This is a genomic window from Acidovorax sp. GW835-FHT14B10, assembly GCF_058793725.1.
In genome coordinates this window covers 18,544-43,429 of record NZ_JBXAGC010000005.1, presented here as the reverse complement: position 1 = coordinate 43,429, position 24,886 = coordinate 18,544, and the positions used below count along the sequence as shown (strand labels likewise).

Here is a 24,886-nt window from a genome sequence, read left to right as displayed (position 1 = left end):
GACAGGCTACGGATGGCTACAACAAGGCTATGGTTGGGCTACAAACAAAAACGCCCACTGGTTAGTGGGCGTTTACTGTCAGCGGAAACCGCTTGCTTATTGGTTGCGCGAGAAGGTTATGAGCTCTAGGCTGATGAGAACGTATCTTACGTTTTCAATTGACTAGAAATGATGTAAAACGTTGAATACACATGGAATTTTGACGATTCCGGTCGGTGCAGAACGCGCCGCATTTCAACGAATGAGACCTAATGGACAACGGACCCTGGATTTTCGGCGGTCAGGACGGACAGGCTTTTGAGACCTTTGGGCTTCCAGCGTCGCTGCATCCTTTGCTCGAATGGGCTAGCCGGCTAAGGCTGACTCGTCCGCTGCTTGCGGTTCTTGATGCATCAAAAACCGGCGCCAATCCTGAGTACGTCGGATCAATCATTGAGTACTTGCGCCAGCCCGTACCGTTGAAGATTGCCTCGGCATGGGCCGACGAATCCGAGCCGGCTTCGGAGTTGTACCGGCTCATGGAGTCCCTAGCTGCGTCCCCAACCATTGCCCGTCTGTATCCATATTTGCCTCCGGCCCAACAGGTAGCCGCGCAACTCCCACGCGGCACGTTGCGCGAATTCGCCCTCCTCGCGCTGTGCGTGCCCAGGGCCTATCACCCTGACGCAGCCGCCCACCTTCGGTTGGAAACATTTCGAACCTGGACGTTCATCCAGTTCATCGCAGCCATCTATGAGGGATCCGAGCCGGACAAACGGCTCGTCGAGGTGTCGTGGAGCTTGCGCCAAGCAGTCTCTGGCGACTGGGATTGGCGGGATCTTTTCGCTGGGCTTCGCCCCCCCAGTGGATCACTAACTATATATAGACAGCATCTGACTTGGGAATCTGCAGCTCTGATCGGCAAGCTAGAACTGGCGTCCAACGACGGGCCCGGCGTCAAGGCGCATATCAAACTGCTCCGGACATTGCGCAGCTACTGTGAATCTGAGCCGATCCGGGCCGGCCGAGCCGAAACCCTGACCGCGAAGGGTGCCTTTTCTCAATATGCCCGCTTGTCCCCCGGTCGTGAGCATCTTTGGGGAACATCCGCTCAAAGTACAGCGCCGACCGTTTTTTCTCCAGGCGAAATCTTGGCGGAAGACCCCCAGCCCATCACCGGAAGGTTCATCGACCAGGATGGCGGCGAAGGGACCGAATGCTGGGAAGCAAAGATTGATGAGCGCCTCAATCCGGTGGCTCAGGAACATGAAGCGCGTGGTGTGCTTCTCGCCACCATCGAAGACCAGCAATTCCTCCCGTTCAGTACCAACCGCCTCAATCAGTTTGAACGGGCTTGCCTGGAAAACTGGTGGCAGGCTGCAATTGCGCGAGACGCACCCGAAAGTCTTCGCCTCTTGGGCGCACTCGTTTGGATCGCGGTCTACACGGCCAAATCCGTTCGGATGGCAGCGACCGACATCTCCTTTTCCAGTCAATGTGGGCGGGACTGGAGCATTCACCCCGACACCCAGACTTTGCAGAGATTGCCCCCCCGGCACCCCAGGGGATGGAAGGCTTCATCTGCGACATCGCAATGGCTGGAACCCCTCGCGGGCCATCTTCAAGTGCCACTTCCAGACGAAGTTGCAGAAATCATTTCTCAGCACTGCTCGGGACGCCCGTCGGCGCGCGCACTGTTGGATCTTTGGCCGTCGTCACCAGCCCAAGATTCGCCAGAGGCGATGTTCAACGAAGTGTGCAAGCGCACACCCGGCTTGGAACGCGTTCGGTCAGGCACGCTCGCACACGTCCTTGAGCAAGGCGTTTTCGAGGCAACCGGTGACCCCGTACTCGGTCGCCTGCTTGCGAGCAGCTCGCGAAGTGGTTTGCCGGGATCTTGTGCCTATGCAGCTTTTCGGACAGCGGAAGTCCACCGAGGCATAACCGCTGCGGGTCTCGCGCCACCTCCTTTGTTCCCACGGAACGCGCAAGCACAAGAAAACATCGCCGGCAGTGAACTGAGCCCGCTTGACCCATTGCTGCGCGAAGAAATTGCACGGGTAGGTCAGCACATTGGCCGCCTGGCGGCTGGCCCGGCCGAGAACTGGCTAGCCCACCACAACGCGGTGACGGTCTACATGACCGCCGCAATTCTTGCCGCGACTGCAATTCGTCCGGTGTCCAGCCCATTGGAGTCCTTCGGGCAGGTCGACTGGGACGAAAGGTATTTGTTCGTCGTGGACAAAGTTGCCTCCCAACGTCATGACGGTCGGATGGTGGTTCTTCCCAGCGAGTTGGTCCGGCTCTGCCAAGACTTCTACCTGCCCCACCTTCGTCGCCTAGCTTCCTGCCTCAGCAGCCAGGATCCCCCTCTCTCTCAAGAGCTGCAGACTTTATCCGCTGGCGCAGCCAGCGCCGCGATGCCGGCACTTTTCTTCCTCGGGGAAGACCCCGCACGAAAAAGCCTGCGCTGGTTCGAAGTATCTGAAGTGACGCTGGACTCGATGGAGGTCTTCTCCTGGCCGTTGCCGTGGAACCTGTTCCGACATCGGACCAGCACGAATCTGCGCAGATTGGGGCAAGACCCCGAGATCATCGACGGCCTCCTCGGGCATGCAGAAGGAGGAACGGCTACATACGGACGGTTCTCGGCAAGGGTTAGGCTTCAGGATTTGGAAGCTATCCGCCCGGCCCTTGAACAGCTCTTCGCCGCGCTTCAGTTTGCCCCACCTCAAACGCCTGGCTGGGACACCACACCCCTTGATTTTCCCGACCTGACGCCTGGCAAGACATGCCTTGAAGAGGGTGCGCAATTCGGCAGAGCGGCCCGTGAGACTCGACGCGCGAAACGCCACGCTGACGCACTGACTGAAGCACAAAGTGAGATTCTTCGTTTTGTTGGAGAGCGACCTGTCGATTCAATCTCAGCCGACGAATGGGAGGTGCTGAGCCAACGCATGCTGCTCAACGACTCGGGCACACCGCGAGCACTCGGCTCCCTTCGATACGAAGCGCTTCAGAACTGGATTCGGCAACGCTGGTGCGCGGATGGGACTCGACCACGTCTCAAAAAGCGCTACCTGCCTGCCTTGGAGGAGCGCACGTTGCTCTCGCACCAAGCTATCGGCAGCCGCCAAAAGGTAGCGGCGGCACTTCATGCCCTGCAGCACATTCTTGACACGAAGGAGCTCTCCCGTACTTCGCTTCGCGAATGTCTTTTCTTTGGAACAGTGCTCACGGTTCTTGAGTCCAGGGTGACAGAGCCCCCCCTGCTCCGAGACCTGCTCGTGGCCAAAAACTTTCGGCTTGTGCATTTCGATCAATCCTACTATCTGGAGTATTCCCCTGACTTGGACATCGATTCGGGCTGCGCCGTCAAACGCTACCCCATCAGTGTTGCCGCAGCGAACTTCCTTGCCCGCGCCAGTACGACAAAACGTGGCCTGGACATGGGCAAGAGCAGTCCTCCCGTTGAGTGGCAAAAGCTCTGCAAAGAGATCGGGCTGCTGGCCCCGCACATAAACACCGCCACTGCAACGATCACTGAAATCGCGCAACTGGTCCATCAAGCAAACCTTCTGGAGTTCCCCGCCTCACTTACGGCCTATCTGAATGGCGACCTCCAATCCGTCGGATTGCCGCATCGCGACTGGATCAGACTGCGGCACGGTGCGGCCGGTGATTTCGGAACATTCAAAGCATCCGAAACGGAGAGCGGCTCGGAAATTTTCGAGGACGAGCAAGGCCCACCCAGGATATCTCCAGACCAGCATGAAGTTCATCTATCCGCTCTGGTTGACAGAGATACGGCAGACCATTCGCCACCAACCGGAATGCCAGATCCCGCCATCTCACAGGAGGCAAGCAAGAAGCTATTCGGCGAGGTGCGGACGATATTCAGAAAACACGCCGCCGCTACCGCTGGTGGGATTGGCCGCAGAAATATGGACGCGGCACTTTGCAGAGCGCTGGATCAATACCGAGGGTCCGCCGGTAGAAGTTGCCTTCTCCTGGTGGAGTGGGTGCGGCACCTCTTACGAAGAAGCACCAGCAAGGGCACCCTTCTTCGCGTCAGTTCTGTGGACAGATATTTCAGCAGCTTGTCACTGTGCTTTTTGGCCATCGGTTTTGACCACGATCTACTGGCGTGCGAGGAAGAAGATGTCACAGACTTCTACCTGCGCTTGATGGACGCTCGCTCCAGTGTTCCAGATACAACCGAGCCAACAGCACATTCACCAGACTTCAGCACAGAGGTCGCCAAGAATGGATACAAGACCCTCCACCTAGCCCTCCAGTGCCTGAAGGACTTCCACCAAACGATAAACGCTGCGTTCGGAGTCGAAAACCCAGATTGGTCAGAAATTTTTTCAGATGGGCCCAGCTTGTTGGTATCCGCTGGCTGCATCACAGAGCTGGAGTACCTCCGCATCAATGCTTGTCTTGCGCCCATTCCAGCCCAAGCATCCGTGGGCGATCTTCAATGCGCGTTCATCAATCTGTTGATGTACCGATTCGGCTTGCGCGGGATGGAGGCCGCATGTCTGTTGCGATCTGACTGGACGGAGCCGGCGCCGGACTGTGTGGTGCTCATGGTTCGGAGCAATCATTTGCGCCGGCTGAAATCGCCAGCAAGCCGTCGCCAAGTTCCACTCCTCTTTCGGCTGACGGATCACGAGAGGGCAATCATCGAGCAATGCTTCCTAGTACGACAAGCCACCCCGGTCTTGCATGACAAAGACGAACTCTTCCCGACCGAGTTTGGGCTAGATGGTTTGGAAGAGCGGCGAGGACTGCTCAGAAGAATTGGTGGTGTCATTCAACAGGTAACCCGCAACGATCAACTCAGTCCGCATCACAACCGACATACGTTTGCGAACAGAGTGGCTGAGCTCTTGGACCTCAGTACATTGAATTTGAATCCGTTTGATATCGGGAGCGCCGCACACCAGAATGCACGGCGCCTCTTACTGGGAAGTGAGGAATCAACACGCCGCTGTTCGTGGGCTGTCGCCCGACTACTGGGTCATGCACAACCAGGCACAACATTTCGAAGTTACTTTCATTTCTTTCCGAATGTGGCAAGCCGCTCCGTGCAGCTTCAGAAATTCACTCAACAGGATAGGTCCAAATATCTTCAGGAAAAATTGATTGACCTGGACAGGATCACGCTACTCCATGACTACTTAAGCACATTTGAACAAAACTCTGGCACGACTACCACAAGTCCCCTCACAGCTACGGAGGCCCTCAAATTTGTTCGGATGCTTGTTCTACGGAGAAATTTCGGCATCGCTCAGTCGGCGACAAATATCTCCGACCAAAATGCAAAGCGTCTAGAGAATTTATTGATCGAAACGGGCCGCATAGTTTCAAGAAAAAAGACAGGCTCGCACCCACTTGACTGGCTTTCTGGAATTCAACCGACACGCTGGGCTGAACTGGTACGACATACAGAGTTAGTGAAGTGGGATGAGTCCCTATCCTCCAATTTCCCGTACGCTGGCGAGGAAATCAGCACCTACATTGGTCCTTCTCGGCAGGTGCTTATGTGGAAGAAAGAGCATTTTGAATTCATGAAACAAGTCATAAACTGCTGGAAGCTTGAAAATGATAGTTTCCGAATTTTCACAAATTCCCGGGAAATGGCTCTACAAAAATTCGCTGACGACAATTCACTCCAATTAATTACAACGCAAACCTTGAAGCTCGAAGGCATTAAACTTCAAGTGGATCCAGTTCGGCGTGGATTTCCGCTAGCAAGCATTATTGATCGCTGCGCGGCGATTGGACTCAGAGGCACAGGATCTGTTCGCTCAAGTCATGAATTTATGCTAATTTTTCTTATTTCTTTGGCGTTATCGTGGTCAGCCAACCAAAGCAAGCTGACCACGTAGTCACCAAAATACTAAGCTACCGCACGGGGCTCCGCAAAGCAAGAATAACAAAGCACTTCACGACCCAGGTGATCTAGTGTTTTCCTCGCCCGTACATGCGCCTCTGAGCCAATTTGCGCTAGTTCTGCTACTTGGACGAGGGGCAGTTCATCCTCCAAATAATGGATCTCCATAACCTTTCTTTCCACCCGCATTAATAAGCTCTTCTTTCCTGTATCAAACCCAAGGATTCGACCATAAAGAGAAATCTGTTTCGGTTCAAAACAAGCCAGGTTCGCACGCGGCGCAAATTTCCCCTCCAATTCAATATTTGAACCAAAAAAATCAACGCGGATTGGGGCCTTGATTTTTCTGTTTGCCAAGCTTCGCAAAGCTTCCTGAGCAACGACTTGTACATTTTCCCTTTCACAGTCTGCTAGTTGATTTTCATCAAGGTATTTTGGATCATCTTGAGCAGAATATCCCAACATTTTCTGCAAAATTGCCCGAATGAGACGATTCGCCTTCGACCGATCAAAAGCGCCTTCTTCGGCATAACAAAACAACCTCAACTGAAGAATTGTTCCATCAGGTTTACTGCGCGCGATCGATTCTATTAACAGCAACTCAGGCTCGCACAAACGCTCGCCAGTCAATATATTTTTTAGCGCTGCGGCTAGCGAATTCATCTCGCCAAATCGCAGATCCGCCACGCCGCCACCGACTTCAACACCTTCGTCATCAATAATCGCTGTTAGTTGATGGGTCACCTTTTGCTCCAAAGTTGCGATTAACTCACCAGTCCTTCTTGATTCAAAAACCAATGCATTTTCAAAAATCATAGGAATTCCTTTCAAATCAAATAGATAAATATTGGTCGTAGAAAAATTTGCCGCACGACAAACGGCCGCCAGCGCTAAGGCGAGCGAAATTAATGGTGGGAGGGAGATTGCGCGATCCGCGTGGACTGCGAATTTGACGACCCCCAGAGGATGCGGGGCCAGTATGGGAGCATCGATGCACTTAACTGCACCGATGATTTTTTAAATGACGGACGAACCGTCCTTGAAGCGAAGATAAATTAATGGCGATATTTCGCCAAAAAAATCCGTTGATATTTTGATTGCCGCACAGTTGTTGTGCAATCAATTTTGAGGAGCGCGACGCGTGTAACGTCGGCTAATTTATGAGGGGGAATTTTCCCGCTGAGTGACTGACGGTTATGAACCATCAACCATCAAAATTAAATCTCGGGCCATGGGAGGCACCGGATATGTATAGGACAGGTTTCCCAATCCATGATGGCTCGCCGTTAGCAGGCGGTCTGGCCGCACGCAGACGGCCATTAGTTCTACTTTAGCACGAAAGTGGCGTTTTCGCGCGAGTGAATCACCTGCATTTTTGGCTGCGGCATGACAATTGACAGGGTACGTCTACAGGGAGCACCGGAGTTCGACGCCAAATGGCGCAAGTGATTGATTTCATTGACATCGAGTGTCAAACGTGCCCCTACAAGAGACTGAGTTGAGCGCCTTGTTGTAGCTGTTTGATCCTCAATGCCTTGAGAACGGCGGTTTGAACGCTGCTCATGGACGAGACCCCGCCCAAGGGGGCAGTGGGACTTGCTAACAAAGTGTCAACCTGCAATAACCTGTCACGGTCCACTATCCGAGGATGATTGAGCCATCAACCTGTCAATGGAATTATGTATTTACATGAGTCCCGCAAGCGTATCTTGATACCGGGATGACGACTTCTGAGTTTCGCGCGTGATGGATTCGCTTGCACTGACACCAGTGTCTGCCAAGATCGCCATGACCTTACTGATTACAGCAGTGGTTGTAGCAGCGGCTTATCGACAAGCTCCTTCAAGTTGAATGTCGACACTTGTTGGGTCGCTTCAAGCCGCCGGTGTTTGACTGGTTCATGAATCGGGCTCCTCGACTAACTTTGGATGCCGATCTGAACATGCCGGAATTCACTTCGCGGCGCATCCATAAGGTGCTGCTATGGCTTATCGCGGATGTCGGCTTTCTACGGGCAGATCGATTGCAAGCCTGGTCGCTCGCTCTGGCGAGTTCCATACTGCTGCTGCGTGCGCAAATTCGGGTAGTGGCACCGGCACAGCCGGAGCGGCACCCACCAAGAAGACGATGTTCTTCGGTTCGGTGGAGCTCGACCCCATCAAGGCCAAGCTGGAGTTTTCCGATGTGGCCGAGGAAGTGTTGATGCTGTTCACCCAAAAGCCGGGTGTGAAGGTGGCTGCGCAGATTGGGCGCTATGCGCACGCCAAGCAGTTCAAGCGCATGAAGAAAGCTGTGAGGACACTGCGCACCCGCGTGGGCCGGGTGCATCGTGAAGTTACTCGCCAACTGCACCTGCTGCCTGAGGTGGCCAAGGCCAAGGTTCAGGACCTATTGCAGCGCACGGGCCGCATCCTGACCCAACGGACGAAAGACAAGAACAAGTTGTACGCCCTGCACGCGCCCGAAGTGGAGTGCATCAGCAAGGGCAAAGCCAGAACGCCATACGAGTTCGGCGTAAAGGTCAGCATCGCCACCACATTGAAGGAAGGCCTGGTGGTGGGCATGAGGAGCATGCCGGGCAACCCCTACGACGGTCACACGCTGGCCGAGACACTGGAGCAAGTGGGCATCCTCACTGGCACGGACAAGCCGCCGACAACGGCCATCGTGGACAAGGGCTGGGGGCGTAAAGGTGGAGGGCGTGCGCATTCTGATGTCAGGCCAAAAGCGAGGCATCACCCGAACGCTCAAGGCCATGATTAAAAGGCGCAGCGCCATCGAGCCGGCCATCGGGCACATGAAGATGGATGGGCGGCTTGCCCGCAATCCGCTCAAGGGTGCGCTGGGCGATGCGCTGCACGCGGTGATGTGCGGGGCCGGGCACAACTTGCGCCTGATTCTGGCCGCGCTGCGGCTTTTACGCGCCCGCTTCGGACTGTCGATGCAGGCGCTCATCGTTGCATTGGTCGCCGCTCCACGCAATCACCGACTGGCCTGCGACTGAGAGGCGAATTGTTCAGGGCGAACTTAGTAGTCGCTATCTGAAGTTATTTGACGTAGCTCGTCACGGCGCTTTAACAACAACCTGATTGATTCGTCTGTTTCTTTGTTGGCCTTATCAATCATTCTCCCTGCGGGGATTGCAATGAGAATGAAGAGCAAGACAAAGAGCCCGTAGATCAATACAGGCGTTGAAGGCATAACCAGTGCTACCTCCATAATAGAGCAGTGTATCAATTGGTGCAGTGAATCGCCCCTGGGCTCGTCAAGGATCACCCAGCAGCACCCGTTCCACCTAACCGCTATCAGTCTGTCACCTCATGTGCACGCCGTCGCTCCAATTTAAGACCAAGCGCTGCAAGGTTGATAGCTATGGCGGTCAGAATCAGCCCCAATAGAACTGGATCATCGAGAACTTGGCGGGTTGTAGACATGTCCTTTTTATAGTTCCTTGCGGCGACAAGATCAACCCGGAACAGACAACGGTTCCGGCGGTGCGGGTTTCCGCCTGAGCAATCCACCCATACAAAGCCGAGGATTGCACTGTTGACCCAATACGGAAAGGATCTCCGTCACCTTGCAGCGGTGGAGCTCCCGAGTCTTAAATCCGCACCATACGCCGGTGCACGCTCTGCGGCTCGCGCTCGAACGCCTCCATCAGGAAGCGGTCCTGCGGCTTTTCGGATGCCGTCTTGGGAATTTGGGCTAACACTTGGATGAAACCCGGCAACATGCCGGCCTCCAGGTGCTCCCGGCACACGTCGAAGAGTTGCTGCGCGTTGAAAATCGCCGCATCCTTGGGTACAACGGCGGCGACGACTTCCTTTTCTCCTGGTGCGAGCTGCGCGCTGGCTATGCCGTAGACGTACACGTCATCGACCATGCCCGATTCAGCGATCGCCTTCTCGATGTATGCGGTGGCAATGAATTCGCCGTTGCGACGGATGCCGCTGCCCTGGCGATAGTCGAAATACAGCCAGCCATCTTGGTCCGCATGCACCACATCGCCCATGTGCAGCCAGCCTCCGGCGCACTTGCTTTGCGACGCCTGGGGGTTGCCGAAATATTCCACAACGAAAGGTGCACCGTTGGCATGGCGCATGAGTAGTTCGCCCTGCTGGCCGGGCGGGACATCGTTGCCGGCGTCATCCACGATGCGATATTGCAGCGAGGGCGGAGGTTTGCCAATACTGCCCAAAGGCCCCTGGCCAAAGTGATTGAAGGTCATCCCGCCTTCGGCCGCGCCATAGAACTCCACGATCTGCACACCAAAGCGCTGGGAAAACTCACCCCAGATGGCAGCCGGCATGCCGGAGGAGACAACGAAGCGCACCGGGTTGTCGGCATCGTTGGGTTTGCGGGGTTCGGTATAAACCGCTGTGGTCATGCCGCCGAGCAAGGTGAACGTGGTCGCGCCGTACTGGCGCGTGATGTCCCACAGGCGCGATTTGGTAAATCGCCGCGAAAGGACACAGCGCAGGCGACAGGCCAGTGCCGACCCGAGCGTGACGAGTTGCGCGTTGGCGTGCGTGAGCGACAGGCCCGAGTACAGCACGTCGTCCGTGCTGTACCCGAAAAGGCTCGGGCCGAGCTGCACGGTTTGGCAATACCGCCGGTGCGTCATCACGATGCCCTTGGGGTCGCCTGTGGTGCCGGAGGTAAAGATCAGCTCCAGTGCGCTGTCGGGGTCGGTGGTCAGGAGGGGCAGGTCGGGCACATCGGCCGGAGCCCGTGCCGCCAAGTCCTCAACGCCCTGCCAGTCGGACAGGGGCCGGTCGCCCTCGTCGGTGGCAAAGGCCATCGCCCAGCGCAGGCCGGGCAGTCGTTCGCGCAGCGGTTGCAGGCGGGGCAGGACGTAGTCTGCGGCGATGGCTGCGCTGCACTGGCTGTTGGTCAGCATGAAGTGCAGCTTGTCGCCTTTGGTGCGTGGATCGATGGGCACCACGGCTGCGCCCACGATGCCAGCGGCCACCATGGCCTCGACGAACTCGGCGTGGTTGGCCATGAGCAGGGCCACGCGTTCGCCCGGGGCAATGCCCAGGTCGAGCATGGCCTGCGCCATGCGCTGTCCGTTGTCCCAAAGCTGGCGGTAGGTGCGCACCTCGTCGGGACGCACCCCGGCGCCTTCGATGGTGAGCACCTTGAAGTCTGGAAACTCTGCGGCTCGGTTGGCGACCATGCCGGGGAAGATGTTGTCGGGGTAATGGCTCATACCTTTCACCTCCTTTTCAGCGGCCCAGCAGCGTGAGGCAGGCCACGGCTTCCTCGACGCCCGCCAGCCCGCCGCCGTTTTCTGCCAGCGCGATGCGCACGCCCGGTGCCTGTCGCGGCCCGGCCTCGCCGCGAAGTTGCGTCACCAGCTCAAACACCTGGCCCAGTCCGGTGGCACCAATCGGGTGGCCTTTGCTTTCGAGCCCTCCTGAGGGGTTGATGGGGATGCGTCCACCCAGGCGCGTCTCGCCGCGTTCGGCCGCCGGGCCGCCGTGTCCCATGGGAACCAGGCCCAGCAGTTCGGACTGCAAGACTTCGCCAATGGCCGTGGCGTCGTGCACCTCGGCCACGCCCACGTCTTGGGGCGACACGCCGGACTGTTCGTAGAGCCGGTGGGCGGCCTTGCGCACCAGGTGGTTTTCGAGGTCGTTCGACGCGCGCTCGCTGCCGGTCTGCAGCACGCAGGCCAGCACGCGCACGGCACGGCGGGCATCGCCTTGCAGGCGATTGAGGCCCGCTTCGTTGCAGACGATGGCCGCTGCCGCGCCGTCACTCACCGGTGAACACATGGGCAGCGTGAGCGGGTAGCTGATCGGCGGGGCGGCCAGCACCTGCTCCACGCTCATGGCTTCACGGTATTGCGCCAGCGGGTTGTGCGCAGAGTGCCCATGGTTCTTGGCGGCCACCGCCGCGAACTGCTGCTGCGTGGTGCCGAATTCACGCATGTGCATGCGGCCCATGGCGGCGTAGATGTCCATGAACAGGCTGTAGGGGCGGGGCGACTGGCTTCCCGGAGGCGGGGCGATGCCGTGGCCCATGGCCAGCAGGCGCTCTTTACCGGCTTCGGTTTCATGCACATCCCAGGCCCCGTCGAAGGCGGCGAACATGCGGGCCTTGTCGTCAATGCACATCTTCTCGGCGCCCACGGCAAGCACGATATCGGCGGCGCCACTGCGCACATGTTGCACGGCCATGTGCAGCGCCGTGCTGGCGCTGGCGCAGGCGTTTTCCACGTTGACCACCGGAATGCCCTGTACGCCCATGGCGCGCAAAGCCAGTTGCCCGCGTACCATGTGCTGGCCGTCCATGTGACCCTGCGTGGCATTGGAGAAATAGGCGGCTTGCAGGAGCGAGGCGTCGCAGCCTGCGTCCTGCAGCGCGGCGGTGACGGCCTGGCGCGTGAGGTCTTTCACGCTCCATTGGCGATGGCGGCCAAACGGCGTCATACCGACGCCTGCGATATAGATCGATTCCATGGGTTGCTCCTAAACCAAAAATGGATAGCCGTGCCACTGTCCCTACCGTCGCCGGGGCCGGGCGGGTCAGGTGTCACGACGCTTGTGCGTACCAGGCGACGCCGTCGGCATCCACGGTGCACTGCACCGCGCGTTCAACGATGAGGTAGTTCATGCACGCCACCGCCTCTCCCGTGGCAAGGCCCAGTTGCTGGCCATCCTGTTCGCCTATGGGGCGGCGAAACAGTGCCGGGAATACGTCCACGATCCGTTGGGGCCCGCCGCGCAGTTGTTGGCACAGCCGCTCCAATGCCTCCGTAGTACCCGCTCGAAGCGAAAGCAGGCGTTTGTGTAACCCGTAAAACGGCTCGTTATGCGACGGAAGTACCAGTACATCGTCGGGAATCTGGCGATGCAGCTTGTCGAGCGACGCATACCATTCCTTGAGCGGATTGGCCTGGGGCTCATTGGCGAATACGGACACATTGGACGAGATACGTGGCAGCACCTGGTCACCGGAGATCAGCAGTTTCAGATCGGGGCAATAAAAGCAGACATGCTCAGGTGAATGGCCAGCGGTGGCGACCACCTGCCAGGCGTGGCGCCCCCACTGGAGCACCTCGTCGTCCTGCAGCCTCCGAAAGCTGTCAGGCAGTGCGTGTATCTGCTTGCCGAAACTCCCGAAGCGACTGCGGTAGTTCTCAATGGCGGCCGGCGACCAACCCGCGCGCCGGTAGAACAAGACTCCGTCGGGCGGTGCCTCGCGGCTGGTGTCGGCATGCATGACACGGCAGGTTAGATATTCGAGACGGCTCATGGACAGCGGCACGCCGGCACGGCGTGTGAACCAGCCCGCCAGGCCGATATGGTCTGGATGCATGTGGGTGGCATACACGCCTTGCAGCGGGCGTGCCAGCGCGCCTTGGTCCATCAGGGCAAGCCATGCGGCCACCGTATTGGGGTCGTTCAGTCCGGTGTCGACCAGCACCCAGCCATCGTCCGTATCGACGGCCCACACGTTGATGTGGTCCAGGCGAAAAGGCATGGGCAGCCGGATCCAGCGCACTCCCGGGGCGATCTGCATCGCCTGGCCCGGAGCCGGGGCTTCAAACGGGTAGCGCAGCGCGGCGCCTTCGGGCTTTGACATGGGAGCAATGGTTGCCGGTTGAAAGATTAAATGCCTGTAAGACCGCCCGTGCACAGCACGGTTTGGCCACTGACGTAATCGGACTCGGGAATGCAAAACAGATAGGCTGCGCCGGCTGCTTCCTCCGGCGTACCGGCACGGCCCATGGGGATGCTGCGTTCCATCATCGCCATCAAGTCGTGGTTGACGCCCACCTTGATTTCGCGTCCCTCGACTTCAATGGTGGCGTCTGCGTTGGCGGTGGCCTCGGTCATGCGGGTTCTGATGAGGCCATAGGCGACGCAGTTGACCGTGGTGTTCAGGCGCCCCCATTCCTTGGCCAATGTCATGGTCAGGCCCATGATGCCGGCCTTGGCGCTGGAATAGTTGGCTTGCCCTGCATTGCCAAAAACGCCGGAAACCGAGGAGATATTGACCACCTTGCGCACCACGCGGCGGCCCGCTGCCGCATCGGCCTGGGACAACGTGCGTATCACCGGCTGGGCTGCCCGCAGCAGGCGAAACGGTGCGGTGAGGTGCACGTCGATCATCGCATGCCATTGCTCGTCGCTCATCTTCTGGATGACGTTGTCCCAGGTGTAGCCAGCGTTGTTGATGAGGATGTCGAGTCCGCCAAACGCGTCGGTGGCGGCGCTGATGATGCGATCGGCAAACTCCGGGTCGGTGACGCTGCCGCTGCAAGCGAGCGCCTCGCCACCCAGCGCGCGGATTTCCTCGCGCACGGCTTGAGCGGGCCCATCGTCGAGGTCATTGACGACGACTCTGGCGCCTTCGCTGGCGAGCTTGATGGCCATTGCCCGGCCGATGCCGCGCCCCGAGCCCGTGACGACTGCGACCTTGCCGCGCAACTTGTTGGACATCGTCTGCTCTCCCCGTCAGTCGGTCGTCGTCGACTCGGAATCGTAGGCGCCTGCGCTGCCTTGCTGGCGCAGGACGGCCCGCTGGATCTTGCCGGTCGCGGTCTTGGGCAGTTCGTTCATCTGGCGCAGGTAGCGCGGCTTGGCGAAACGCGGCAACCGGGCACTGGCCTGGCGCACGATCTGCGCCATGTCCAGGGTCGCACCTGCGCTGGGCACCAGCGCCAGCATGACCTCGTCTTCACCACCCGGGCCTTGCGCGGGCACGGCGTAGGCAGCCACCTCGTGAATGCCAGGCAGTTGGCCCACTACGGCCTCAACTTCGGTGGCCGAGATGTTTTCTCCCCGGCGGCGGATGCAGTCCTTGATGCGGTCGACAAACGTGATCAGACCCTGTTCGTCGCGTATCCCCGCATCACCGGTGTGGAACCAGAGATTTCGCCAGGCCTCGACACTTTTTTGGGGCACGTTGAGGTAGCCCGCCATGAAGCCAAACGGCACCTTGGGTCGCATCAGGATTTCGCCCGTCTGACCGGCGGGCACCGGCACGTCGGTGTCGGGGTCGGCGATGCAGACCTCGAAACAATCCTCGTGGACCCAGCCCGCCGCGTTGGGTGCGACATGGCCCAGGCGGCCCCAGATCGGAATGCCAATCTCGGTCATGCCGAAACCCGACAAGACATCCTTGACGCCAAAGCGCTCCCGAAAAACCACTTCGTGTTGCACGGGGTTGGGGGCACTCATGCAGACGCGCAGGCGGTGGCTGCGGTCTTGCGCCGTGGGCGCCTGGTTGATGACGAACATCGCGGTGGTGCCCAGGTGGTTGGTCAGAGTGGCGCCGGTTTTCATGATGTCCGCCAACCAGGTGCTAGCACTGAAACGCTGCTTCAAATACGCGGGAATGCGGGCCAGCACCGTCGCGCCTAATTGCATGAAGAGCCCGTTGGCGTGGAACAAAGGCAGGCATATGTAGTACTTGTCCTGCGCCGTGATCTCCACGCTGCGCATGGCACCGATGCCGAACAGCGCGCAGTGGCAGTGCGGCATGAGCACGCCCTTGCTGGGCCCGGTGGTGCCTGACGTGTACATGATGCAGAAGATGTCTTGGGGCGTTGGCGCAAGGCCTTCCCACGGTGTGCTGGACCGGTGGTCGGCCCAGTCCAGACAGCGCCACTGGCTGGGCATCGCGCCAGTGCGTTCGCCAAACACGATCAGTGTTCTGAGGTGTGGCAGCTCGTCAGCCAGGCTGACGATGTGCTCGACCAGCGATGCGTCCACCACCATGGTGGCCAGTTGGCAATCGTTCAATTGGTGGCGCAGGAACGTGGCGCGCAATTCCGTGTTGAGCATCACCGCAGCTCCGCGCAGCAGGCCAATGCCGAACACGGTGGTGGCGGTTGCGCAACTGTTCGTCATGAAGACACCCACGCGCTCCTCGGGCTGAACCCCAAGCTGGTGCAAATAGCCCGCGAATCGCTGGCTGTCCGCGTAGGCTTGGCCGGCGGTGAGCTGGAAGCCTTGGCTGTCCTCAAGCCAGGGCTGGTCAGGATGGCTGCATGCCCACTCGCGCAAGGCATCGGTCAACGTGCATGCGTGGGGCTCGTCAATACGGCTATACATCGTCTTTTTCCTTCGCACCAAGGGCGCATGGGAGCGCCAAGCTCAGATTTCCAGTTCCGAAAGCCAAGGCACATGGGCCATCGCTTCCGCTGGCTCTGCCTCAAGCTCCGAAGCCATCAGGCCGTTCCAGCGGTTGAACCAACCGACCATTGCGACGCAGGAGACGATCTCCACGATTTCCTCGTCGGAAAAGATCTGCTTGGCCTGTTCAATGGCTTGGGCCGGTTCGCGAACCGGCAAGCTGCCTCCGGCGGTGGCAATGGCCAAAGCTCTTCTCTCCTGGTCGGTAAACCGGGTGTCATCGCGGTAGGTTGGCAGCGCAGCAAGCTTGTCCCAGGAGACACCCACATGGTGGGCAGCGTGGACCAGGTGCGTCGTGGTGTAGCGGCAGTGCGCACGGCGCGCAGTCTCCGCCGCCACCAGGAAGCGCAGCGATTGCGGCAGCAGCCCATCACCGCGCACCGTCAGCGCAAACAGCTTGAGCAACTGCGGCACCACACCGGGCTTGCGGGCCATGGTCAATAGGGCGTTGGGGCGGTAGCCAATGAAGTCCACCAGTTCTTCAATCACAGGGTCCTTGGACCGTGGGTCGTCCGCGCTCAACGGGGCTATGCGTGCAGTGGTTCGATTCATCGTGGTGTTCGTATCGGATGGGCGTTGGATAGGGGCAGTCATGTGGCCGCTCCCGTGGTAATGAGGCCTTCCACGTGGGCGCGCTGCGCTTCGAGCTCCTGGGCCGTGCCGGACCACACGACCTGGCCATGGTCCAGAACGTATTGCCGATGCGCCAATTTCATGGGGACTTTGAGGTTTTGCTCCACCAGCACAATGCCGGTGCCTTGGCTGTGCACCTCGCTGAAGACGCGGACCAGGTGGTCCACGATCACGGGCGCCAGACCCTCCGTCGGTTCGTCCAGCAAAAGCATGCGCGGGTTGCTCAGCAGTGCCCGTCCGATGGAGAGCATTTGCTGCTCCCCGCCAGAAAGATGGTCTCCGCCAAAGTTCAGTCGCTCTGCCAGGCGCGGGAAAATTTCCAGCACGCGGTCAATGGTCCAATGCCCCGGTTGATGGGCCAATGTCCCAATCTTCAGGTTCTCCAACACCGTGAGATTGGGGAAGATACGGCGCGTGTCAGGAACCAGAGCGACACCGAGCTTGGCGATGGCTTCCACGCCAAGGGCCGAGATGTCTTGCTCACCAAGCAGGCGCCGACCGCCCACCAATGGCATCAGGCCCATCAGCGCCTTGAGCAGGGTGGTCTTGCCGGCACCGTTGCGGCCGACGATGGCGACGATTTCGTGGGCATCAATGCGCACGGAAATCTCCTCCAGCGCCAGAGCCTGCCCATACTTGACGCTTGCTTTATCGAGTTCGATCACTGGGCGTCCTCTCCAAGGTAAATTGAACGTACCGACTCGTCCTTGCGGATCGATTCCGGCGAACCGCAAGCAATGACAGAACCGTTATTCATCACCACGATTTCGTGGGATAGAGACATCACTGCATCCATGTTGTGTTCAATCAGGAGCACCGTGCGCCCCTGCGCGACTTTGTGGATGAGTTCCAGCGCAGCCTGGATTTCGTGGTGGCCGATGCCGGCCAGCGGTTCGTCCAACAGCAAAATCTTGGGGTCGGGCAGCAGCGTGACGCCAAGCTCTAGCGAACGCTGCAAGCCGTAGGGCAACGTGCCAGCAATTTCGTCACGGTGCGCGGTGAGTCCGGTCAGTTCCAGGATGGCGTCCAGCTGCTCGCGGAACTTCCTGTCAAAGCTGCTGCTGATCCAGAAAGGCTGAAAACCTGGGCGCCGAGACTGTGCAGCGATCAACAGGTTCTCTTCCACCGTCATCTCGCCGAAGATCTTGATGATCTGGAAGCTCCGGCCTATGCCCATGCGGGCACGCGCGTAAGCGGGGCGCTGGCTAATCTCCTGGCCATGGCAAAAAACCCTGCCGTCGTGGCGCATCTGGCGTCCCGCCAGAACGTTCAGCAAAGTTGTTTTTCCCGCACCATTGGGGCCAATCAAGCCGTAAATGCGTCCTTCATGAAAGTCATGGCTCACATCGTTGACGGCCCTCAGCGCTCCGTAGCTCACGGTCACGCCGTCGCATTTGAGTGCCACCTGGCTCATTGGACACCTCCTCGGCGATTTTTCTGGTAGGTCGCAAAGGCTTTCTCCAATTCACCGACGATGCCGCGTGGGAAGAAGATGGTGACGAGGATGAACACCACGCCCAAGACGCCGTACCAATATTCGGTCCAACTGCTCAGCCATTCCTTGAGGAACTCGAACACGATCACACCGACCGTGGCACCCCAAAGCGTTCCAGAGCCTCCCAGCAGCGTCATGATGATGACGTCGCCAGACGTCGTCCAATGCAGCATCTGCGGGTTCATGTACATCAGCAACGATGCCAGAAGAGCGCCGGCCAAGCCGCTCAAGGCGCCAGAAATCACAAAGGTGATCTGTTTGTAGCGGTTGATGTTGAAGCCCAGTTGGTCAGCGCGGGTTTCGTTGTCCCGAATGGCCGCGATAACGCGCCCAAAAGGCGAACTGCGCAGCGAGATCACCACCAGCATCACCAGGGCATACACACCAAGGACAAACCAGTAGTAGGCGACGGGATCGTAAAAGTCGATGCCTATGAAGCTGGGGCGTTCGACGCCAGAGATGCCATCCGAGCCACCCGTGAAGCCGCGAAGCTTGCTGTCCGCCAGAATGAAAATCAACTGGGACAGTGCCAAAGTCACCAACGCGAAGAAGATGCCCGACACCCGCAGAGCGAAAAAACTGAACAACAGTGCGAATACGGCACCGACAGCAATCGCCATGACAGCTCCGCCGTAGAAAGGAAGACCGTACTTTTGCGTCGCCAGGGCCACGGCGTAACCGCCAACCCCAAGGAAGGTGGCATGGCCGAAAGACACCATTCCCAAGGAGCCGAAGACGAAGTCGAATCCGACGGCGAATATCGCCCAGATGGCAGCCAACGTCAGCAACTGGATGGTTGCCTCCCCGGGGTTGAGAAGCGGCACGATGATGCTCGCTGCCGCCAACAGCAAGCCAAAGTAGATATCAAACTTGGTGAACTTCATGCCGTCCTCGTCGCACGGTGAAACAGGCCTTGTGGGCGTGTCAAAAGGGTGCCTATCAGCAGCACGAATGTCATGATGTCCACCCAGCCGGGCATGTACACGTAACCCAGAGCGCGGACCATGCCGATCAGCATGGAGGCAGCAATCGCCCCACGGATGTTTCCAAGCCCACCCAGGATCACGACGATGAAGCAGTCAATGATGGTGTTCGTGGCCATTCCCAGCTCAATCGGGAACAAAGGCGCCGCAATCGCACCAGCAAGGCCGGACAGTCCGCAGCCAATGGAAAATACCGCCATGCGCACAGTACCCACCGGCAGTCCTAAGATGCGCACCATTTCCGCATCGCTGCTGGCAGCACGCACGAGCATGCCGAATGTGCTTTTCTCGAGCAGAAGGTAAAGCCCGATGGAAATGAACGCGCCGAACCCGATGACGAAAAGTCGGTAGATGGGGATCGTGCTACCCAGCATGTCGACAGTGCCGCTCCAAAGTTGGGGAATTGGCACCTCCTGGTAGCCCGGGCCCCAGAAGAAGCGCACGGCATCGCCCAAAACCAGGATCAGGCCAAACGTCAGAATCAACTGATAGAAATGCGGTCGGTCATACAGTGGGCGCAGGGTCAACTTTTCCACCACTGCTCCCACAACCGCGGTTACGAGGGTGGCTACCAGTGCGCCCATGAGAAAGGAGCCTGTTCGCCTACCTGTCTCAAAAGAGACGTAGGCACCTAGCATGTAAATGGCGCCGTGGGCGAAGTTAATCACGCCCAACATGCCAAAGATGAGCGTGAGGCCCGCTGCCAAAAGAAACAGCAGCATGCCTAAGCTCAAGCCAATCACAATAGTTGACATATCGAATTACCGGGTACGAACCACCGTTGCTGACACGGAGGTGCCTTGCGGACCTCCGTGCCGTACGGTCCTTAGTTCTTGCAGGGAGCGAAAAGCTTGTCCTCGGAGAAGACCTTGGTGACCTTCATGGTCAGAGCCGGTGCAGGTGGGGTGCCGTTCACCACTTCACTCCAGAAGCCGGGTTGTGCTGCTTGGTGGTCGCAGGCACGCATGGTCTTCTTGCCCTCAACGGAGTTTTCACGAACGCTGGTAGCGAACGCATCAACCCACTTCTCCTTGTCCCAGGAGCCGGTTTTTTCCACCGTGTCAAGCCACCATGCCATGCCGTCGTAAGCCTCGCCCGCCGTCATGCTGGGGAACATGCCGAACTTCTTACGATAGGCCTCCACGAACTTCTGGTTCGCAGCGTTTTCAACGGTGTAGTGGTATCGCTGGCCAGAATTGACACCGACCGCAGCGGGCCCAACGGCTGCGACCATCGTGTCATCAGCTGCTACGGGGCCGAACAGCACCTTTGTCTTGCCGAGATTGACTTGGCCGGCTTGCTTGAGGAAGGTGACCACGTCGGAGCCCGTCATCATCAACAACACGCCGTCGGCATTCGACTTGGAAATCTTGTCGATGATGGACGAGTAATCGCGGTTGCCAAACGGGGGGAAGTCCTCCCCCACGGCCTGAATGCCATTGGCGTCAAGCTGGGACTTGATCCAGGTGTAGCCGTCGCGGGTGGCCTGGTAGTCCGCAGTCACTGCATAGATGCGCTTGAGCTTTTTCTCCTGCATGTACACCAGCGCCATGCGGTTTTCCATATCCAGGTTGTTGGACGTACGGAAGGTGTAGCGCGAACCACCGGGCACGGTAATCTTGTCGTCCGCCGAAATGGTGACGAGGTGAGGGATCTTGCGTTGCTTGGTCACGTTCATGATCGCCAGGGTCGATGCGGAGCTCAGTGCGCCAAAGATCATGTGCGAGCCTTCAGAGATCAGCTTGGTAGCCTTCTGCACTGCCGGCTGTGGTTTAGTCTCATCGTCTTCCCAGGTGATTTCGATTGGCACGCCCAGCACCTTGCCACCGCGCTCTTCCACAGCGATCTGCACCCCGCGGCGCATATCTTCTCCCAGCAAGCCGTAAGGGCCCGACAGCGACAGCACGGCGCCGACCTTGAACTTCTCCGGCGTGGCTTGTGCATACGCTGTGGCGGTCAGTCCGATCGTGGCTGCCGCAGCAACCACCATGCTCCTTCTGACCCATTTCGAAAAATTACCCATGCTCTGTCTCCTTTGGTTAATTTCAGATGCTTCTAATCAGCCGATGCGTGCGGAAATTCCGCCATCGACCAAGATTTCGGCGGAAGTGACGTATTTGGATTCGTCACTCGCCAGCCATAGGGCCGTGTAAGCCACGTCCCATGCCTCTCCCATGTGCCCCATGGGGCATTGCTTATTGCGTTTCTCCATCGTGTCGTCCACGGATGCCTCCTGGTAGCCCTTTTGCAGTGCCAGAGACGGTTGACGGACCATGGGCGTATTCATCAGACCCGGCATCAGGACGTTGGAGCGGATGCCCTGCTTGGCGTACTGCAAAGCCACGCTGCGCGAGAAGCCAAGCACAGCCGCCTTTGATGCGCTGTAGGAAACGTACGCCACGCCGCTGTCACGCAGACCAGCCACCGAGCCGATGTTGACGATGCTTCCCTTGCCCTTCCTGAGCATTGAGGGAATGACGTGTTTGCATGTCAGGAACATGGACGTCAGGTTCACGTCGAACACCAGGCGCCAGTCTTCCAGGCTCTGCTCGACGACTCCACCCAGGCGGCCAATGCCAACGTTGTTCACCAGCACGTCGACATCGCCATAGGTAGCAATGCAGTCCTGGATCAATGTCTCTACCGCAACAGGATCGGTCACATCGCAATGGGTGACCCTGATGGTTCCGCCCTCGCTTTGAACGATGGATTCAGTCTCCCGGGCCGCTTCCAGATTGATGTCGCAGCCATAAACTTTCGCTCCCTCACGAGCGAACAGCACCGCCATCGCCTTGCCATTGCCCCAGCCGGGGCCTGACGATCCGCAACCCGTCACCAAGACGACCTTGCCTTCCAGTCTTTTCGTCATATCCGGTTCCTCAATTGGCTGGGCCGTAGAGAGTTACCACTGTGGCGCCACCCAAACCGGCGTTGTGCTGCAAGGCGAACCGCGCCCCCTCAACCTGCCGATCCTCAGCACTGCCACGCACCTGGTGGACCAGCTCAAAGCACTGCGCTAGGCCGGTAGCGCCCAAGGGGTGACCCTTCGAAAGCAATCCACCGGAGGGATTGACGACTACGGCGCCGCCGTAGGTGTTGTTGTTGGATTGCACGAACGCCTCACCTTCGCCGATGCCGCAGAAGCCCAGGCCCTCGTAGCTGAGCAGCTCGTTTTGGGCAAAGCAGTCGTGCAGTTCACACACATTGATGTCCTGTGGCCCCACGCCTGCAGCTTCATACACCTGGCGAGCGGCTTCCTGCGTCATACCGAAGCCGGCAATCGAAATGGCGGACTTGTCGGTAAACGCGCCGGAACGGTCCGTCACTAACGACTGTGCCAACACCTGCACACCTGGAGTCAAGCCCATCTTTTGCGCGAAGCGCTTGCTCACGAAGACAGCCGCAGCAGCACCGCAGGTCGGGGGGCAGGCCATCAGACGGTGCATTACCCCATCGACCAACGGCGCACTGGCCAGCACTTCTTCGGCGGTGACTTCCTTGCGGAACAGCGCCAGAGGATTGCGTGCGGCGTGGCGGCTCGCCTTAGCGCGGATTCGGGCAAAAGTCTCCAGTGATGTTCCGTACTTCTGCATGTGCTCGCGGCCAGCTCCAGCGAAATAGCGGATTGCCATCGGGAGCTCAGGATGGCCGAAGACCTCATCCATGACACCGTTGAAGCGATCGAGCGGGTCGGGCCGGTCGTCCCAGTGCGCCTTCAGGGCACCTGAGGGCATCTGCTCGAAGCCCACAGCCAGGGCGCAGTCGGCCGAGCCGCTGGCGACGGCCTTGCGCGCGAGGTACAGGGCGGTGGAACCGGATGAGCAATTGTTGTTGACGTTGATCACCGGTACGCCGGTCATGCCAACTTCATAAACAGCGCGCTGGCCGCTGGCCGAGTCACCATAGACATAGCCTGCATAGACATCCTGAATATCGGAGTACACCAAGCCGGCGTCCTGCAGCGCCTGGCGGATCGCCAGCGCGGCCATTTCCGGGTACGGCAGGTTGTCACCAGGTTTCTTGAAAGGGGTCATGCCGACACCGGCGACGAGAACGGTTTCTTGCATTGCGATAGCTCCAGGTTGAATTGCCAAACGTGCGTTGATTCGAAGCGTCCTGCGTTCAGGAGACCATCCGCTCCTGCGCGCTCCAGTACTTCTTGCGTACTTCCTTCTTCAGGACCTTGCCCACTGCGCTGCGCGGAAGTTGCGCGACGACATCGACCTCCTTGGGCGCCTTCACGCTTCCCAGGCGGTCCTTGACGAACTGGATGAGCGCCTGCGGATCCACAGATTGGTCTGGGCGCAGCTCGATGACGGCTCTGACGGCCTCACCCCATTTGTCATCGGGCACCCCGATGACGGCGCAGTCCTTCACTGCAGGGTGTGCCATAACGGCAGCTTCAACCTCGGACGAGAAGACGTTGAAGCCGCCGGTGACGATCATGTCTTTCTTGCGGTCAACGATGAACAGGAAGCCCTGCTCGTCGAAATAGCCCACGTCACCGGTGCAATGCCAGCCATGACGCTGCACTTCGGCGGTGCCCTCGGGGTTTTTGTAGTAACCCGTAGTTACGATGTCGCCTTGCGCGACGATTTCGCCCACAGCCCCCGGCTTAGTGAGCACCTGACCGTCGTCGTCCATGATGGCCACTCGCGTGAAGGGAAAGCGGCGCCCTGCGCTCAGCAGGCGCTGGCGGGGGGCCACCTGTCCGTCAATGAAATGATCCTCGACGCGCAACACGGAGATGGCGCCCGGCACTTCCGCCTGGCCATAGATCTGCAGCATGACTGGGCCGAAAACCTCAATGGCCTCGGCCAGCTTGTCGGGTGACATGGGTGCGGCGCCGTACATGAAGTAGCGCAGCGCAGAAAAGTCGAAATCGCGAACGTTGGGCTGGGCCAGCAACGTATAGATGACCGTAGGAGGAAGGAACATCATGTTGACCCGCTCCTGCTCAATCACCTTGAGCAGGTTCTGCGGATCAATCCCATCCATCAGGATGACGCGGCCGCCTCGCGCCATAAAAGGCAGCGACACCAGTCCTGCGGTATGGGTGATGGGCGCCGCTGCCAGCACGGTCATGTGGTCGGTGATATACATCGCCGACATGTGGTTGGCCATGGTCGCCGTCAGGTTGCGGTGGCTGAGCATGACCCCCTTTGAACGCCCCGTGGTGCCACCGGTACCCATGATCATGGCCAGTCCCTGTGGTTGCAGCGGCGCTGCAAACATCTCGGACGACTGGCCCTGGATCAGCTGGGCAACCGACAGGTCCTGCTCATCAGTCTCGTCTAAGGCGATGTAATGGCGAATGCGGGGAACCTTGCCGCGGATCTCGGCGACTTGGCCGGCATATCGGGCCTGGTAGAACAAGACGTCGCAGTCCATGTCCTGCAGGAACTCGATGTTGCTCTCCACACTGTTGCGCGCATTGACGGGGAGCCAAACGCCTCCAGCGCGTACAACCCCGAGCAACGCCACGAATGCGGCTCCGGAGTTGCCGCTGAGCACCGCGCCGTGAAAGCCCGGCGCGAACTCCAAGGAATCCAACCCTCGGGCGATCTGGCAGGTGAGCGCACCCGCCTGAGCATAGGTCATGGGCGTGGTGTCGCGCCCGTGGTCAAAAAAGCAAGGGGCGTCCGGGTGGCTGGCGACGCCAGCATCGAAATAGTCGAGAAGATTCATTGCGTTGCTTCTTTGTTCAGGTCAATTTCAGTGGTCTCGCCGTCGCTGACAATTC

At 58.9% G+C, this 24,886-nt stretch carries 16 protein-coding genes and 1 pseudogene; 2 read left to right on the top strand and 15 right to left on the bottom strand.

What is annotated here, in order from left to right; genetic code table 11:
- Positions 1 to 251 precede the first annotated feature (251 nt).
- Positions 252 to 5,876 (top strand): hypothetical protein, encoded by a 5,625-nt coding sequence (locus AC1Q5S_RS05695; RefSeq protein ID WP_492238468.1) that lies wholly within the window; start codon positions 252 to 254, stop codon positions 5,874 to 5,876.
- Positions 5,877 to 5,887: 11 nt separating this feature from the next.
- Here the strand turns inward: AC1Q5S_RS05695 and AC1Q5S_RS05690 are convergent, their stop codons facing one another.
- Positions 5,888 to 6,697: a hypothetical protein gene (locus AC1Q5S_RS05690; protein ID WP_431150955.1), complete on the bottom strand. Its 810-nt coding sequence runs from the start codon at positions 6,695 to 6,697 to the stop codon at positions 5,888 to 5,890.
- A 1,413-nt stretch (positions 6,698 to 8,110) separates the two neighbouring features.
- On the opposite strand from AC1Q5S_RS05690, the pseudogene AC1Q5S_RS05685 reads away from it, so the two are divergent.
- Positions 8,111 to 8,885 (top strand): annotated as a pseudogene (locus AC1Q5S_RS05685) (transposase); the annotation flags it as partial.
- Positions 8,886 to 9,482: 597 nt separating this feature from the next.
- Here the strand turns inward: AC1Q5S_RS05685 and AC1Q5S_RS05680 are convergent.
- From AC1Q5S_RS05680 to AC1Q5S_RS05615, 14 genes are all read right to left on the bottom strand, one after another.
- Entirely contained in the window at positions 9,483 to 11,093 is a 1,611-nt protein-coding gene (locus AC1Q5S_RS05680; RefSeq protein WP_431150956.1) for an AMP-binding protein, read from the bottom strand.
- 16 nt (positions 11,094 to 11,109) lie between these two features.
- Positions 11,110 to 12,348, bottom strand: a complete 1,239-nt coding sequence (locus AC1Q5S_RS05675; RefSeq protein ID WP_431150957.1) for a thiolase family protein — start codon at positions 12,346 to 12,348, stop codon at positions 11,110 to 11,112.
- A 73-nt stretch (positions 12,349 to 12,421) separates the two neighbouring features.
- Positions 12,422 to 13,474 (bottom strand): MBL fold metallo-hydrolase, encoded by a 1,053-nt coding sequence (locus AC1Q5S_RS05670; protein ID WP_431150959.1) that lies wholly within the window; start codon positions 13,472 to 13,474, stop codon positions 12,422 to 12,424.
- Positions 13,475 to 13,500: 26 nt separating this feature from the next.
- Positions 13,501 to 14,334 (bottom strand): SDR family NAD(P)-dependent oxidoreductase, encoded by an 834-nt coding sequence (locus tag AC1Q5S_RS05665; protein WP_431150961.1) that lies wholly within the window; start codon positions 14,332 to 14,334, stop codon positions 13,501 to 13,503.
- A 15-nt stretch (positions 14,335 to 14,349) separates the two neighbouring features.
- Positions 14,350 to 15,951: an AMP-binding protein gene (locus tag AC1Q5S_RS05660; RefSeq protein WP_431150962.1), complete on the bottom strand. Its 1,602-nt coding sequence runs from the start codon at positions 15,949 to 15,951 to the stop codon at positions 14,350 to 14,352.
- 42 nt (positions 15,952 to 15,993) lie between these two features.
- Entirely contained in the window at positions 15,994 to 16,467 is a 474-nt protein-coding gene (locus AC1Q5S_RS05655) for a carboxymuconolactone decarboxylase family protein (RefSeq protein ID WP_492238467.1), read from the bottom strand.
- Between the two features lie 155 nt (positions 16,468 to 16,622).
- Positions 16,623 to 17,330 (bottom strand): ABC transporter ATP-binding protein, encoded by a 708-nt coding sequence (locus tag AC1Q5S_RS05650; RefSeq protein ID WP_431150965.1) that lies wholly within the window; start codon positions 17,328 to 17,330, stop codon positions 16,623 to 16,625.
- Positions 17,327 to 18,079 carry an ABC transporter ATP-binding protein gene (locus tag AC1Q5S_RS05645; protein WP_492238466.1) on the bottom strand — a complete coding sequence of 251 codons (753 nt, stop codon included), beginning with the start codon at positions 18,077 to 18,079 and terminating at the stop codon, positions 17,327 to 17,329. The genes AC1Q5S_RS05650 and AC1Q5S_RS05645 overlap by 4 nt, the downstream gene beginning before the upstream one ends.
- Positions 18,076 to 19,044 (bottom strand): branched-chain amino acid ABC transporter permease, encoded by a 969-nt coding sequence (locus AC1Q5S_RS05640; RefSeq protein WP_431150968.1) that lies wholly within the window; start codon positions 19,042 to 19,044, stop codon positions 18,076 to 18,078. The genes AC1Q5S_RS05645 and AC1Q5S_RS05640 overlap by 4 nt, the downstream gene beginning before the upstream one ends.
- The gene (locus AC1Q5S_RS05635) at positions 19,041 to 19,898 is read right to left on the bottom strand and encodes a branched-chain amino acid ABC transporter permease (protein WP_348707498.1); all 858 of its coding nucleotides are present in this window, start codon (positions 19,896 to 19,898) and stop codon (positions 19,041 to 19,043) included. The genes AC1Q5S_RS05640 and AC1Q5S_RS05635 overlap by 4 nt, the downstream gene beginning before the upstream one ends.
- 71 nt (positions 19,899 to 19,969) lie before the next feature.
- Positions 19,970 to 21,133 carry an ABC transporter substrate-binding protein gene (locus AC1Q5S_RS05630; protein WP_492238465.1) on the bottom strand — a complete coding sequence of 388 codons (1,164 nt, stop codon included), beginning with the start codon at positions 21,131 to 21,133 and terminating at the stop codon, positions 19,970 to 19,972.
- Between the two features lie 69 nt (positions 21,134 to 21,202).
- Positions 21,203 to 22,012 (bottom strand): SDR family NAD(P)-dependent oxidoreductase, encoded by an 810-nt coding sequence (locus AC1Q5S_RS05625; RefSeq protein WP_348707502.1) that lies wholly within the window; start codon positions 22,010 to 22,012, stop codon positions 21,203 to 21,205.
- Between the two features lie 10 nt (positions 22,013 to 22,022).
- Positions 22,023 to 23,210 (bottom strand): lipid-transfer protein, encoded by a 1,188-nt coding sequence (locus AC1Q5S_RS05620; RefSeq protein WP_348707504.1) that lies wholly within the window; start codon positions 23,208 to 23,210, stop codon positions 22,023 to 22,025.
- 55 nt (positions 23,211 to 23,265) lie between these two features.
- The gene (locus AC1Q5S_RS05615; RefSeq protein WP_348707507.1) at positions 23,266 to 24,831 is read right to left on the bottom strand and encodes an AMP-binding protein; all 1,566 of its coding nucleotides are present in this window, start codon (positions 24,829 to 24,831) and stop codon (positions 23,266 to 23,268) included.
- Positions 24,832 to 24,886: the final 55 nt, after the last annotated feature.